This is a genomic window from Streptococcus infantis (assembly GCF_015546995.1).
Classification (GTDB): domain Bacteria; phylum Bacillota; class Bacilli; order Lactobacillales; family Streptococcaceae; genus Streptococcus; species Streptococcus infantis_J.
Window position 1 is genome coordinate 39,190 of the sequence record NZ_JADMUH010000001.1, and the last position, 14,557, is coordinate 53,746.

Here is a 14,557-nt window from a genome sequence, read left to right on the forward strand (position 1 = left end):
GAAGAGCACATGGCACACGAAAATGTCATTGAAATGCGTGAAATTACCAAAGTTTTTGGTGAATTTGTCGCTAACGACAAGATTAACCTTGAACTTCGTAAAGGTGAAATTCATGCACTTTTAGGAGAAAATGGAGCTGGTAAGTCCACTCTTATGAACATGCTAGCGGGGCTTCTAGAACCAACTAGTGGTGAAATTGTGGTCAACGGTCAAGTTGTAAAGCTAGATTCGCCATCAAAAGCGGCTAGCTTAGGAATTGGGATGGTCCACCAACACTTTATGTTGGTAGAAGCTTTCACTGTTGCTGAAAATATCATTTTGGGGAGTGAATTGACCAAAAATGGTGTGCTAGATATTGCTCGTGCAACTCGAGAAATCAATGAGTTGTCTGAACGTTATGGCCTTGCTGTGAATCCTTCTGCCAAAGTTGCAGACATCTCTGTCGGCGCTCAACAACGTGTTGAAATCCTAAAGACACTTTATCGTGGAGCTGATATTCTTATCTTTGACGAACCTACTGCTGTTTTGACGCCATCAGAAATTGATGAGTTGATGGCTATCATGAAGAACTTGGTTAAAGAAGGTAAATCAATTGTCTTGATTACCCATAAGTTGGATGAGATTCGTGCTGTATCAGATCGTGTTACAGTTATCCGTCGTGGTAAATCTATTGAAACAGTTGAGATTGCTGGTGCGACTAATGCTGACTTAGCTGAGATGATGGTAGGACGTTCTGTTTCCTTTAAAACTGAGAAACAGGAAGCTCAACCTAAAGAAGTTATTCTGTCTATTAAAGACCTAGTAGTAAACGAAAACCGTGGTGTTCCTGCAGTTAAAAATCTCTCACTCGATGTTCGAGCTGGTGAGATTGTCGGAATTGCCGGTATTGATGGAAATGGTCAATCTGAATTAATCCAAGCTATCACTGGTCTTCGTAAGATTGAGTCTGGTAGCGTGGAGTTGAAAGGCCAGTCTATCGTAGGTTTACACCCTCGTCAAATTACAGAAATGAGTGTAGGCCACGTTCCAGAAGATCGTCACCGTGATGGTTTAGTTTTAGAAATGATGATTTCTGAAAATATCGCTCTTCAAACCTACTATAAGGAACCTCTTAGCAAGAAGGGAATCTTAAACTACACCAATATCATCGGGTACGCTAAACAGTTAATGCAAGAATTCGATGTGCGTGCTGCTAGTGAGATTGTTCCAGCCTCAGCTCTTTCTGGAGGAAATCAACAAAAAGCAATTATCGCTCGAGAAGTCGATCGAAATCCTGATCTCCTCATCGTCAGTCAACCTACTCGTGGTTTGGACGTCGGTGCCATTGAGTACATTCACAAACGCTTGATTCAAGAACGTGATAATGGGAAAGCTGTCCTTGTAGTCAGCTTTGAACTTGATGAGATTCTAAATGTCTCTGATAGAATTGCTGTTATCCACGATGGTAAGATTCAAGGGATTGTAACACCAGAAACAACCAACAAGCAAGAGCTTGGTGTCTTGATGGCTGGTGGTGAATTGGAAAAGGAGAAGAGTGATGTCTAAAAAATTACAACAAATTTCGGTTCCTTTGATTTCTGTTATTTTAGGAATTCTACTCGGAGCCATCGTCATGTGGATTTTCGGCTACGATGCTATCTGGGGCTATGAAGAATTATTCTACACAGCATTTGGTAGTGTTCGTGGAATCGGTGAAATCTTCCGTGCTATGGGACCTTTAATTCTGATTGCCCTTGGATTTGCAGTTGCAAGTCGTGCTGGTTTCTTTAACGTTGGTCTTCCAGGACAAGCTCTCGCAGGTTGGGTTATGAGTGGCTGGTTCGCTCTCTCTTTCCCAGATTTGCCACGACCATTGATGATTCTTGCGACGATTGTAATTGCCTTAGTTGCAGGAGGGATCGTTGGTGCTATTCCTGGTATCTTAAGAGCCTACCTTGGGACATCTGAAGTTATTGTAACCATCATGATGAACTACATTGTTCTTTATGTGGGCAATGCCTTTATTCATCACTTCCCTAAAGAAATCATGCAAAGTACTGACTCATCCATTCGAGTAAGTGCAAATGCAACTTATCAGACGCCATGGCTTGCTGAGTTAACTGGAAACTCTCGTATGAACATTGGGATTTTCTTTGCTATCATAGCAGTAGCGGTTATCTGGTTCTTGCTCAAGAAAACAACTCTTGGTTTTGAAATCCGTGCAGTTGGATTAAACCCAAATGCTTCTGAATATGCAGGTATTTCTGCAAAACGTACTATTATCCTATCGATGATTATCTCAGGTGCTCTTGCAGGACTTGGTGGCGCAGTAGAAGGACTTGGTACCTTCCAAAACGTTTATGTTCAAGGTTCATCATTAGCAATCGGATTTAACGGTATGGCAGTAAGCCTACTTGCTTCAAACTCACCAGTTGGAATTCTATTTGCAGCCTTCCTTTTCAGTGTTCTTCAAGTTGGAGCCCCTGGTATGAATGCTGCACAAGTACCATCTGAGCTTGTAAGTATCGTTACAGCCTCAATTATCCTCTTTGTCAGCGTTCACTACATCATCGAACGCTTTGTCAAACCAAGAAAACAACTTAAAGGAGGTAAATAAGGATGTCGATTACAACAATGTTAACCCTTATGGTTTCTTCGATGTTGATTTATGCAGCACCACTTATTTTCACAAGTATCGGAGGAGTTTTCTCTGAACGTGGTGGAGTTGTTAACGTTGGCCTTGAAGGAATCATGGTCATGGGTGCCTTTTCTGGAGTTGTTTTTAACCTTGAATTTGCTCAAGATTTGGGAGCATTAACTCCTTGGTTAGCTCTTCTAGTTGGTGGATTAGTCGGAGCTATCTTCTCGCTCATTCACGCAGTAGCTACAGTTCATTTCCGTGCAGACCATGTTGTCAGTGGTACTGTACTTAACTTGATGGCGCCAGCCTTGGCAGTTTTCTTGGTGAAGGTGCTTTATAATAAGGGACAAACGGATAACTTAACGCAAACTTTTGGTCGCTTTGACTTCCCGGTATTAGCTAATATCCCTGTTATCGGAGATATCTTCTTCAAGTCAACTAGTCTACTAGGTTACCTAGCAATTGCTTTCTCATTCCTAGCTTGGTTTATCCTCTTTAAGACTCGCTTTGGACTGCGCCTTCGTTCAGTTGGTGAACACCCACAAGCAGCAGATACTTTGGGTATCAATGTTTACAAGATGAGATATCTTGGAGTTGTGATTTCAGGCTTCCTTGGAGGAATCGGTGGAGCTATTTACGCTCAGTCAATCTCCGTCAACTTCTCAGTTACAACTATCGTAGGACCTGGATTTATCGCTCTTGCAGCCATGATCTTTGGTAAATGGAATCCTGTTGGTGCTATGCTTTCAAGTCTTTTCTTTGGGCTATCACAAAGTTTGGCAGTTATCGGTTCTCAGCTTCCTTTCTTGCAAGGAGTACCAGCCGTTTACTTGCAAATCGCACCATATCTCTTGACCATTGTCGTCCTAGCAGCCTTCTTTGGTAAAGCTGTTGCGCCGAAGGCAGATGGTATCAACTATATCAAGTCTAAATAACATAAAAAACGTCAGTTTCAACTGACGTTTTATTTTTTTGGTTCTTGGTGCGTTAGGTTAAGTCCCCAAGGAATGAGATTTTCTGTTTTATTTTGTATACGTTTGATATTGTCCTTGTGGCGTACAATTACTAGACTTGCAAGACCAATAATAATCACAGTAAAAAGTAGGTCATAACTAGTTAAAATAAATCCAAAGAGAGGAAACAGAAGGACTCCAATAATTGCAGCAATAGCAGCTGAAATACTAGAGAGGGAGATCATACTTCCCAGATATAGGATTCCAAAGAAAATGACTGCAAGGTAAAGGCAAAAGAGAGGAGCAAAACCAAAAATAACTCCAGCACTGGTTGCAACAGCCTTACCACCCTTGAATTTTGCAAAGATAGGGAAGGTGTGGCCAATGACTGCTAAAAGCCCAAAGACGATTGGTGAAACTCCCTGCACATGGAAGATTAGTGGAAGTAGAGTGGCCAAAGTACCTTTAAAGAAGTCAATTACAAAGGTTACCATTCCAGCTTTTTTGCCTAAGATTCGGAAGGTATTGGTCGTTCCAGTATTCCCAGATCCATGTTCTCTTAGATTGATGTTAAAGAATATTTGTCCAATCCACAAGCCTGAAGGAATTGAACCCAATAAATAAGCTAAAATTAATAATACTATTGTCATCATGCTCCTATTATACCATGAAATAGGAGAGAAACGAAACTGAATCTGTTTACTAGCTGTGACATCTGATACTTTATTAAAGTTGATAAGTTTATCATGAGTACCATTTTTATTCAAAAATAAAAGCTAAAGTTATAAAAATTCATGAAAATTTCTGAAAAACTTGATTTTGTGTTTATTTATGCTATAATAGGAACAATCATTTTTAGGAGGTGGAATATGTCTTACTTATTTGAGATATTACCTAGTTTATTGAGCGGTGCGACAATGACTTTACAAGTATTTTCACTGGTCTTACTCTTTTCAATTCCTTTAGGTATTTTGGTTGCCTTTTGCTTACAGGTCCATTGGAAACCCCTCCATTACATGATTGATGTTTATATCTGGGTGATGCGTGGGACACCATTGCTCTTGCAGTTAATCTTTATCTATTATGTTTTGCCAAGTATCGGGGTTCGACTTGATCGGGTACCAGCAGCGATTATTGCCTTTACGCTTAATTATGCAGCCTACTTTGCGGAAATATTCCGTGGAGGGATTGCAACCATTCCTCAAGGACAATATGAAGCAGCTAAGGTTTTGAAATTCAAACCTATCGATACCGTCCGCTATATTATCTTGCCACAAGTAACCAAGATTGTTTTACCAAGTGTATTTAACGAGGTTATGAGTTTGGTTAAAGATACTTCTTTGGTCTATGCACTCGGTATTTCAGATTTAATCCTAGCTAGTCGTACTGCAGCCAATCGTGATGCGAGTTTGATTCCAATGTTTTTAGCAGGAGCTATCTATCTTCTCATGATTGGTATTGTTACGATTATAGCTAAGAAACTTGAGAAAAAGTTTAGCTACTATAGATAGGAGGTTATCCATGTTAGAGTTAAAAAATATCAGCAAAAAATTTGGAAAAAAAGAAATTTTATCCAATTTCAGTTTAACAATTCCTGAAAAGCAGATTTTGGCTATTGTTGGACCTTCTGGTGGTGGGAAGACTACCTTGCTCAGAATGTTGGCTGGACTTGAAACCATTGATTCAGGTGAGATTTTTTATAATGGAGAATCCTTACCTTTGGATGAACTTGAAAAGCGTCACTTGTTAGGTTTTGTGTTTCAAGATTTTCAGCTTTTTCCTCACTTATCCGTTATGGATAACTTGATTTTGTCACCCATCAAAACTATGGGAATGTCTGAAGCAGATGCCAAGAAGAAGGCGGTCGACTTATTAACTCGTCTAGGACTCGAAGCTCATGCAGATGCCTATCCATACTCATTATCTGGTGGTCAAAAGCAACGGGTTGCCTTAGCACGCGCTATGATGATAGATCCTGAAGTGATTGGGTATGACGAACCAACTTCGGCCCTTGACCCTGAGTTGCGTCTCGAGGTTGAAAAACTGATTCTACAAAATCGAGAATTAGGCATGACTCAGATTGTTGTGACTCACGATCTCCAGTTTGCAGAGAATATTGCTGACCAGATTCTCAAAGTAGAGCCTAAGTAGGAGGTATCTATGAATCGAAAGAAAATCAGCCTTGTTTTGGTATTCTTTCTGGCTTTTTTCCTAGTAGGATGTACGCAAAAAGCTAGTGATCCCAAAGTTGATAATTGGGATAAATACCAAGAACAGGGTACAATTACCATCGGGTTTGACAATACCTTTGTTCCCATGGGCTTTGAAGAAAAGAATGGGCAATATGCTGGATTTGACATTGATTTAGCACAGGCTGTTTCTGAGAAACTTGGTTTCAAGGTACAGTTTCAACCCATTGATTGGGATATGAAGGAAACAGAACTTCAAAACGGCACCATTGATGCTATCTGGAATGGATATTCCGCAACAGATGAACGCCGTGAGAAGGTTGCTTTTAGCATCCCTTACATGGAAAATCAGCAGGTTCTTGTCTCTAAGAAATCACAAAATATCCAAACAGTGTCTGATATGACAGGTAAGATTTTGGGTGCTCAGGCAGGTTCTTCTGGCTATCTAGACTTTGAAGCTCAGCCTGAACTCTTGAAAAATATCGTAAAAGATCGAAAGGCTAACCAGTATCAAAGTTTTAATGAAGCCTTGATTGACCTGCAAAATGATCGGATTGATGCCCTTTTAATTGACCGTGTGTATGCCAACTATTATCTTAAAACTGAAGGGATATTAGACCAGTATGAGATTTTCCCAGCTGGTTTTGAGAGTGAATCCTTTGCAGTTGGAGTGAGACCGGCTGATAAGACCTTACTAGAAAATTTAAATAAAGCTTTTAAGGAACTCTATCAAGAAGGGAAATTCCAAGAAATCAGCCAGAAATGGTTTGGTGAAGACGTGGCTACAAGCCAAATTAAAGGAAAAGAAAACTAAGATGTATATCTTGGTTTATTTTTTTGGTGAAGATGGACGATTTTTTGCTAAAAAGGACTTGTGAATAGGCTTTTTAACTAGAAAATTTTGCAAAATCCTTCGAAAACCTGTAAAATAGAAAAGATGAATAAATAGGAGGTTCCTTGTGTCAAAAAAGGAAATCAATATTAACAATTATAATGATGATGCCATTCAAGTGCTAGAAGGGTTGGATGCGGTCCGAAAACGTCCAGGGATGTATATCGGATCGACCGATGGTGCAGGTCTCCATCACCTAGTCTGGGAAATCGTCGATAATGCGGTCGATGAGGCCTTGTCTGGATTTGGTGACCGTATCGATGTGACCATTAATAAAGACGGAAGTTTAACGGTTCAAGACCACGGACGTGGAATGCCGACTGGAATGCACGCTATGGGAATTCCAACGGTTGAGGTTATCTTTACCATCCTTCACGCCGGAGGAAAATTCGGTCAGGGTGGTTATAAGACATCAGGAGGTCTCCACGGAGTTGGATCTTCTGTCGTCAATGCCCTCTCTAGTTGGTTAGAGGTAGAAATTACTCGTGATGGAGCAGTTTATAGACAACGTTTTGAAAATGGAGGCAAGCCAGTAACAACTCTTGAAAAGGTTGGAACGGCACCTAAGTCAAAAACAGGTACCAAAGTGACCTTCATGCCAGATGCCAGTATCTTTTCTACGACAGACTTCAAGTACAATACCATTTCAGAGCGTCTCAATGAGTCAGCATTTCTCTTGAAGAATGTAACCTTGTCATTAACGGACAAGCGAACAGATGAAGCAATCGAGTTCCATTATGAGAACGGGGTACAAGACTTTGTTTCCTACCTCAACGAAGACAAGGAAACCTTGACGCCAGTCCTTTACTTTGAAGGGGAAGACAATGGTTTCCAAGTAGAAGTAGCCCTCCAGTACAATGATGGATTTTCAGATAACATCTTATCCTTTGTCAATAACGTCCGTACCAAGGATGGTGGAACGCATGAGACAGGACTCAAGTCAGCCATTACCAAGGTTATGAATGACTATGCACGTAAGACGGGGCTTCTCAAGGAAAAAGATAAAAATCTTGAAGGGTCAGATTACCGTGAAGGATTGTCAGCTGTTCTTTCTATCTTGGTTCCTGAAGAACATTTGCAATTTGAAGGACAGACTAAGGACAAACTAGGAAGTCCACTAGCTCGTCCAATCGTTGATAGTATTGTTGCTGAAAAACTGACCTTCTTCCTTATGGAAAATGGGGAACTAGCTTCAAATCTGATTCGTAAAGCTATCAAGGCTCGTGACGCTCGTGAAGCAGCACGTAAGGCACGTGATGAGAGCCGAAATGGCAAAAAGAATAAGAAAGACAAGGGCTTGCTTTCTGGGAAATTAACCCCAGCCCAGTCTAAAAATCCAGCTAAGAATGAACTCTACCTAGTCGAGGGTGATTCTGCCGGTGGATCTGCCAAACAAGGACGTGATCGTAAGTTCCAGGCTATTTTGCCTCTTCGTGGTAAGGTCATCAATACAGCCAAGGCCAAGATGGCAGATATCCTCAAAAACGAAGAAATCAATACCATGATTTATACCATCGGTGCTGGTGTTGGGGCAGATTTCTCCCTTGAAGATGCTAACTATGACAAGATCATTATCATGACTGATGCGGACACCGATGGTGCCCACATTCAAACCCTTCTCTTAACCTTCTTTTATCGCTACATGCGTCCACTAGTCGAGGCAGGACATGTCTATATCGCCCTTCCTCCTCTTTACAAGATGTCCAAAGGTAAAGGAAAGAAAGAAGAAGTGGCTTACGCTTGGACGGATGGTGAACTGGAAGAACTTCGTAAGCAATTCGGTAAAGGTGCTACCCTTCAACGCTACAAGGGGCTTGGTGAGATGAATGCGGACCAACTTTGGGAAACAACCATGAACCCAGAAACTCGAACTCTCATTCGTGTTACGATTGAAGACTTAGCACGCGCAGAACGTCGCGTCAATGTCCTCATGGGTGATAAGGTCGAACCACGTCGTAAGTGGATTGAAGATAATGTCAAGTTTACGCTGGAAGAAGCGACTGTGTTTTAAAATTAGGATATAAATACAAATGGAGGACAAGATATGTCTGAAAATCTAAGTGAAGAGCAAGTTAAAGAAGCTCTTGAAAGTGGCTATGCGCAATCTGAGGCCCTATTAAACGATAAAGATGAATTAGATGATTTTTTGTACCGTTTGGAGCAAAAAATTAAAGAGATGCCATTTGTTGGTAAGAAATTTACAATGATCCCAGTCATGATTTCTTTAGTGAAAAATTATGCTCAAGGGAAATACACAACGGTTCCTTATGGAACTATTTTAGCCGTTTTAAGCGCACTTATTTATTTCCTTTCCCCAATTGACATTATTCCAGATTTTATTCCGTTAGCAGGCTACTTGGATGATATGGCTGTTGTAGGACTTTGTATGAATATGGTCAGCATTGATATCGAAAATTATGAAAAATGGCGTCAAGCTCAAGGGTTAATTTAATTAGATTTTCCTTCTTAATGATCTTGGCTTTCTAAAAGAGGTGTACATCATGATTAGTTTATTGTCCGATACTCCTTTTCTTGTGATTGTCCTGGTACTAGGCGCAGTTACGTATATGATTGCTAAACCAGGAAAACCTGAGAAAATTCGCTTTCTTGAATTTTTACTATTAACTATAGTAACCACAGGTGTCTTTTTATTTGATAATCCTTTAAGGTCTAATCCTTATGCAGGTTTGCTCTTCTATGTTTTTGATTTTTATATTTTCACACCAGTGAGCCTTGCTTTTGGATTCACAGCTATTTATAAGAGCAATAAACATATCAAACATTATCCTAGTGGTTACTCAAAATTTCTTAAGATAAATGCCTGGTTTTTAGAAATATTTTCAGTTATTAACTTCCTCTTTTTAATGCTGACGGAAGAAATGGGAATTCTATTTCTATTACCACTTTTTGGAATCAGTTCTATCATTCAATTTATAGTCGGAGAACTTGAAAGAAAAAGAGTTCAGAAACTTCTTAAGCAAAGAAATGAAGATGCTGTTATTCAGAACATAGAGACCACTGAGGAAGAACCACATGAGAACTGACCAGGAAATGCTTGAACTGATTTTAGGAACAGCTAAAAAGTTACAGGTTGATGCTGTGGCACTATCTGGTTCACGTACTGATACAAAAGCACCAAAAGATGAGTTTCAAGATTACGACGTGGTCTATGTCGTGGACGATTTAGATAATCTGACGAATGACCTTTCTTGGTTGGACCAGTTTGGAAAACGTATTATTGAGCAAGAAGTCATTCTTGGTCACCGTTGTCTTTATCTCATGCTCTTTGAAGATGGCAATCGGATCGATTTGACCCTCTGTCCTAAAGATCACATCAACGAGTGGGTGGATAGTGAGGCAGGATTCACAGTTTTAGTGGATGAGAAGGGTTCGTTTGAGTCTTATTCTCCTAGTCCTCAGCGTTTCTGGATACATCCAGCTAGTGAGACGGATTTTGAAAAATCCTGTAATGAATTTTGGTGTGTGTCAGCCTACGTGGTCAAAGGAATTTGTCGTAAGCAAGTCATCTATACGACGGACCACCTCAAAACCATCCGCAGCCGCTACAAAAAACGCAAACCTGCTATGAAGGTAACGGAAGCAGTGGGGAGTGTTAATTAAGTCTGACAGATTTGGAGGAATAGAAGATGATTATCAGACCTGCAAGCAGAAAAGATTGTCAAGCTATTTATAACCTTTATCAAAGTGAAAAATGGCTTTCTTTTACAGAGGAAAAAGTGACATCTCTATTTTCAACAATCTTGTCTCATTACTTGGTGCTTGAAGAGGACCAGAAAATCCTTGGCTTTGTCCGTTATCTGACGGATGAAGTGATGACGACCTTTTTAGCTGAAATAATTATTGATAAATCCCACCGCAGAAAAGGACTGGGACAGCAGCTGATTGAGGAGATCCACAAAAAATATCCTTTGACACGGATTGAATTAATATCTGAAGCAGATGGATTTTATCGGTCAATAAGTTTTAAGCCTGTTGGTACAGGATTTAGAAAATCTGAATGAAAGGAGACAGCCAATGACGCTTGACAACAAACTAGGTCTGACAGATTCGCTTGAACTAGCCAAGATGGTTATGCGATGGAGGCTGCCCAAGCCTGTCTAGACTTTGTTTTTCAGCAATCTAGCTTGTCATAAGTTTACTCTTTTACATCCTTACTCAATCAACTTTTGCAAAAAGTCATGCAAAAACTGAGCATGGAATTTGTCAAAGAATTTGATAATGAAAAAGTTCCAGCAGACAGTCCGCTTTATAGAGATGTCCTCTACAGAATCAAGAGTCTCCACTAAAAAGGCAGGTATTCCCATGAAAACTGAAACTGAGATGTTTGATGTGATTTTGCAAACTGCAAAAGTGCTACAGGTCGATGCAGTTGCCATGTCCGGCTCGCGGACAAACCCAAAGGCTCCCAAGGACGAGTTCCAAGACTATGATGTTGTTTATCTTGTTGAGAACTTTGAAGAACTAATTTCAGATTTATCTTGGCTGGACCAGTTCGGTAAACGCGTCATTGAGCAAGAGGTTACTCTTGGACATCGACGTCTTTATCTTATGCTTTTCGAAGATGGGAATCGCATTGATTTAACCCTCTGTCCTAAAGATCACATCAACGAGTGGGTGGATAGTGAGGCAGGATTCACAGTTTTAGTAGATGAGAAGGATTTGTTTGAGTCTTATTCTCCCAGTCCTCAGCGTTTCTGGATAAGCCCAGCTAGTAAGACGGATTTTGAAAAAGCCTGCAATGAATTTTGGTGGGTGTCAGCCTACGTGGTCAAAGGAATTTGTCGTAAGCAAGTCATCTATGCGACGGACCATCTCTACGGTATTTGTCAGCAAGAATTGTTAAAAGTATTGGCTTGGCAGGTCGCAAGAAATAGAGGATTAGTCGACATCGGTAAGAACTACAAGTACCTCTTCAAATACTTTCCAATTGAGAAGGAGAAGGAATTCTCTGCTCTTCTTGATTTCTCAAGTTTAGACAAAATCACTCAGTCTTTATTTGCTACCATGCAACTTTTCCATCAAGAAGCTCAAAGTCTTGCTCAAAAGATGGGATTTAAGTATGAAAAAGAAGTGGCTGAGAAGATGATTGAGTATGCTGAGGAAAACCTTCTAAATCACTAAGAAAATAAAGAACACATTCAAAACTTTAAACTACAGAGAGGATAGTTTGGTTCTATAAAGTAACTGAAATCCTTTTCTATAAAATCTACTCTACATTCTTTGAAAGGAGTTGAACACGCCCTAAATGCTGTGTGAAAAAGATAAATTCTCTTGTGAGCATCGCTCACGGTAAGAATTTCCTATTTTCACTTTGCATTTTACGGGCTTTGTATCCTATATGAGTAATATCCAAAATATGTCCTTAGAGGACATCATGGGAGAGCGCTTTGGTCGCTACTCCAAGTACATCATTCAAGACCGGGCTTTACCAGACATTAGGGATGGATTGAAGCCGGTTCAACGCCGTATTCTTTATTCGATGAATAAGGATGGCAATACTTTTGATAAGAGCTACCGTAAGTCTGCCAAGTCTGTCGGGAACATCATGGGTAATTTCCACCCACACGGAGATTCTTCTATCTATGACGCCATGGTTCGTATGTCTCAGGACTGGAAGAACCGTGAGATTCTAGTTGAAATGCACGGAAACAACGGTTCCATGGACGGAGATCCACCTGCAGCAATGCGTTATACGGAAGCTCGTTTATCAGAGATTGCTGGTTATCTTCTTCAGGATATCGAGAAAAAGACAGTTCCCTTTGCTTGGAACTTTGACGATACCGAGAAAGAGCCAACAGTCTTGCCAGCGGCTTTTCCAAACCTTTTGGTCAATGGGTCAACTGGTATTTCAGCTGGTTATGCCACAGATATTCCACCACATAATTTGGCAGAGGTTATCGATGCGACAGTCTATATGATTGATCACCCAACTGCTAAGGTTGAAAAGCTCATGGAATTCTTGCCTGGGCCAGACTTTCCTACAGGAGCGATCATCCAAGGTCGTGACGAGATCAAAAAGGCCTATGAAACTGGTAAGGGTCGCGTGGTCGTTCGTTCCAAGACTGAAATTGAGAAGTTAAAAGGTGGTAAGGAACAAATCGTTATCACTGAGATTCCCTATGAGATTAATAAGGCTAACTTAGTCAAGAAAATTGATGAAGTTCGTGTCAATAACAAGGTAGCAGGAATTGCTGAGGTTCGAGATGAGTCTGACCGTGACGGTCTTCGCATTGCTATCGAACTCAAGAAAGATGCGAACACAGAGCTTGTTCTCAACTATCTTTTCAAGTATACAGACTTGCAAATCAACTACAACTTCAACATGGTTGCGATTGACAATTTTACCCCTCGTCAGGTTGGAATTGTACCTATCTTATCTAGCTATATTGCTCACCGTCGTGAAGTCATCTTGGCACGTTCTCGCTTTGACAAGGAAAAGGCTGAAAAACGTCTCCATATCGTAGAAGGTTTGATTCGTGTTATCTCTATCTTAGATGAAGTCATTGCTCTTATCCGTGCTTCTGAGAACAAGGCTGATGCCAAAGAGAACCTCAAGGTCAGTTATGACTTTACTGAAGAGCAGGCTGAAGCTATCGTTACCTTGCAACTCTACCGTTTGACCAATACAGACGTGGTTGTCTTGCAGGAAGAAGAAGCAGAACTTCGTGAAAAAATTGCTATGCTTGCAGCTATTATTGGTGACGAACGAACTATGTACAATCTCATGAAGAAGGAACTTCGTGAAGTTAAGAAGAAATTTGCGACACCTCGTTTGAGTGCTTTAGAAGATACAGCAAACGTAATTGAGATTGATACAGCTAGCCTTATCGCTGAGGAAGATACTTATGTCAGTGTGACCAAGGCAGGCTATATCAAGCGTACCAGCCCACGTTCCTTTGCTGCGTCAACGCTAGAGGAAATTGGTAAACGTGATGATGATCGATTACTCTTTGTTCAATCTGTCAAGACAACTCAACATCTCTTAATATTTACAACACTAGGAAATGTTATCTATAGACCAGTCCACGAGTTGGCAGATATTCGTTGGAAGGATATTGGGGAGCACTTGAGTCAAACGATTACCAACTTTGAAACCAATGAAGAAGTACTTTACGTAGAAGTTGTGGATCAGTTTGATGATGCGACGACCTACTTTGCAGCGACTCGCCTTGGGCAGATTAAGCGTGTCGAACGAAAAGAATTCTCTCCATGGAGAACCTATCGTTCTAAATCGGTCAAATATGCCAAGTTGAAAGATGAGACTGACCAGATTATGGCTGTTGCACCAATCAAACTTGATGATGTTTTGTTGATTAGTAAAAATGGATATGCCCTTCGCTTTAATATCGAAGAGGTTCCAGTTGTTGGAGCCAAGGCTGCAGGTGTTAAAGCTATGAATCTGAAAGCAGATGATGAGCTTCAAGCTGCCTTTATCTGCAATACTTCATCTTTCTATCTGTTAACGCAACGTGGAAGCTTGAAACGTGTATCAACTGAGGAAATTCCAGCAACCAGTCGTGCTAAGCGTGGTCTTCAAGTTCTGAGAGAATTGAAGAGTAAACCACATCGCGTCTTCTTGGCCGGTGCAGTTTCTGAACAAGGATTTATCGGAGATCTCTTTAGCACCGAAGTGGAAGACGGAGAACAAACTCTTGTTATCCAATCAAATAATGGAACGATTTACGAATCAATCCTACAAGATTTGAATTTATCAGAGCGCACAAGTAATGGAAGTTTTATCTCAGATACTATTTCAGACGAGGAAGTTTTCGATGCCTACCTCAAAGAAGTCTTTAAAGAAGACAAAGAAAATTAAAAATCAGTCCTAGTGACTGATTTTTTAGAAGTAAAATTTTCAGAAAATTACAAATAATACTTGAAT

12 protein-coding genes and 3 pseudogenes are annotated in these 14,557 nt (G+C 40.4%); 14 read left to right on the forward strand and 1 reads right to left on the reverse strand.

The window, feature by feature from the left end:
• The first annotated feature begins 9 nt into the window (after positions 1-9).
• Genes I1J71_RS00245 through I1J71_RS00255 form a run of 3 tightly spaced genes read left to right on the forward strand, consistent with a single transcriptional unit; the run spans position 10 to position 3,555 of the window.
• Complete coding sequence (locus tag I1J71_RS00245; protein WP_195183301.1) at positions 10-1,545, forward strand: ABC transporter ATP-binding protein; 1,536 nt, start codon at positions 10-12, stop codon at positions 1,543-1,545.
• Positions 1,538-2,596 (forward strand): ABC transporter permease, encoded by a 1,059-nt coding sequence (locus tag I1J71_RS00250; RefSeq protein WP_195183302.1) that lies wholly within the window; start codon positions 1,538-1,540, stop codon positions 2,594-2,596. The genes I1J71_RS00245 and I1J71_RS00250 overlap by 8 nt, the downstream gene beginning before the upstream one ends.
• A 2-nt stretch (positions 2,597-2,598) precedes the next feature.
• Positions 2,599-3,555 (forward strand): ABC transporter permease, encoded by a 957-nt coding sequence (locus tag I1J71_RS00255; protein WP_045615115.1) that lies wholly within the window; start codon positions 2,599-2,601, stop codon positions 3,553-3,555.
• 29 nt (positions 3,556-3,584) lie between these two features.
• Here the strand turns inward: I1J71_RS00255 and plsY are convergent, their stop codons facing one another.
• The gene (plsY, locus tag I1J71_RS00260) at positions 3,585-4,226 is read right to left on the reverse strand and encodes a glycerol-3-phosphate 1-O-acyltransferase PlsY (RefSeq protein ID WP_195183303.1); all 642 of its coding nucleotides are present in this window, start codon (positions 4,224-4,226) and stop codon (positions 3,585-3,587) included.
• A 216-nt stretch (positions 4,227-4,442) separates the two neighbouring features.
• Between plsY and I1J71_RS00265 the strand changes: the two genes are divergently transcribed.
• The 11 genes and pseudogenes from I1J71_RS00265 to parC all read left to right on the forward strand — a co-directional run bounded on the left by I1J71_RS00265 (position 4,443) and on the right by parC (position 14,491).
• The gene (locus I1J71_RS00265) at positions 4,443-5,084 is read left to right on the forward strand and encodes an amino acid ABC transporter permease (RefSeq protein WP_195183304.1); all 642 of its coding nucleotides are present in this window, start codon (positions 4,443-4,445) and stop codon (positions 5,082-5,084) included.
• A 10-nt stretch (positions 5,085-5,094) separates the two neighbouring features.
• Entirely contained in the window at positions 5,095-5,724 is a 630-nt protein-coding gene (locus tag I1J71_RS00270; protein WP_195183305.1) for an amino acid ABC transporter ATP-binding protein, read from the forward strand.
• A gap of 9 nt (positions 5,725-5,733) precedes the next feature.
• A complete protein-coding gene (locus I1J71_RS00275; RefSeq protein WP_195183306.1) occupies positions 5,734-6,576 on the forward strand; it encodes an amino acid ABC transporter substrate-binding protein in 843 nt (280 codons plus the stop codon).
• 145 nt (positions 6,577-6,721) lie between these two features.
• Positions 6,722-8,665, forward strand: a complete 1,944-nt coding sequence (parE, locus tag I1J71_RS00280) for a DNA topoisomerase IV subunit B (RefSeq protein ID WP_004253201.1) — start codon at positions 6,722-6,724, stop codon at positions 8,663-8,665.
• 273 nt (positions 8,666-8,938) lie between these two features.
• Positions 8,939-9,037, forward strand: a pseudogene (locus I1J71_RS08700) (YkvA family protein); the annotation flags it as partial.
• 118 nt (positions 9,038-9,155) lie between these two features.
• Positions 9,156-9,698 carry a hypothetical protein gene (locus tag I1J71_RS00290; protein WP_195183308.1) on the forward strand — a complete coding sequence of 181 codons (543 nt, stop codon included), beginning with the start codon at positions 9,156-9,158 and terminating at the stop codon, positions 9,696-9,698.
• A pseudogene (locus I1J71_RS00295) lies at positions 9,688-10,210 on the forward strand (aminoglycoside 6-adenylyltransferase); the annotation flags it as partial. The gene I1J71_RS00290 and the pseudogene I1J71_RS00295, both read left to right, overlap by 11 nt.
• A 91-nt stretch (positions 10,211-10,301) precedes the next feature.
• Positions 10,302-10,676, forward strand: a complete 375-nt coding sequence (locus I1J71_RS00300) for a GNAT family N-acetyltransferase (protein ID WP_195183309.1) — start codon at positions 10,302-10,304, stop codon at positions 10,674-10,676.
• A 66-nt stretch (positions 10,677-10,742) separates the two neighbouring features.
• Positions 10,743-10,961 (forward strand): annotated as a pseudogene (locus tag I1J71_RS08600) (GNAT family N-acetyltransferase); the annotation flags it as partial.
• 16 nt (positions 10,962-10,977) lie between these two features.
• A complete protein-coding gene (locus I1J71_RS00305; RefSeq protein ID WP_195183310.1) occupies positions 10,978-11,796 on the forward strand; it encodes an aminoglycoside 6-adenylyltransferase in 819 nt (272 codons plus the stop codon).
• 217 nt (positions 11,797-12,013) lie between these two features.
• Positions 12,014-14,491: a DNA topoisomerase IV subunit A gene (gene parC, locus I1J71_RS00310; protein WP_195183311.1), complete on the forward strand. Its 2,478-nt coding sequence runs from the start codon at positions 12,014-12,016 to the stop codon at positions 14,489-14,491.
• Positions 14,492-14,557: the final 66 nt, after the last annotated feature.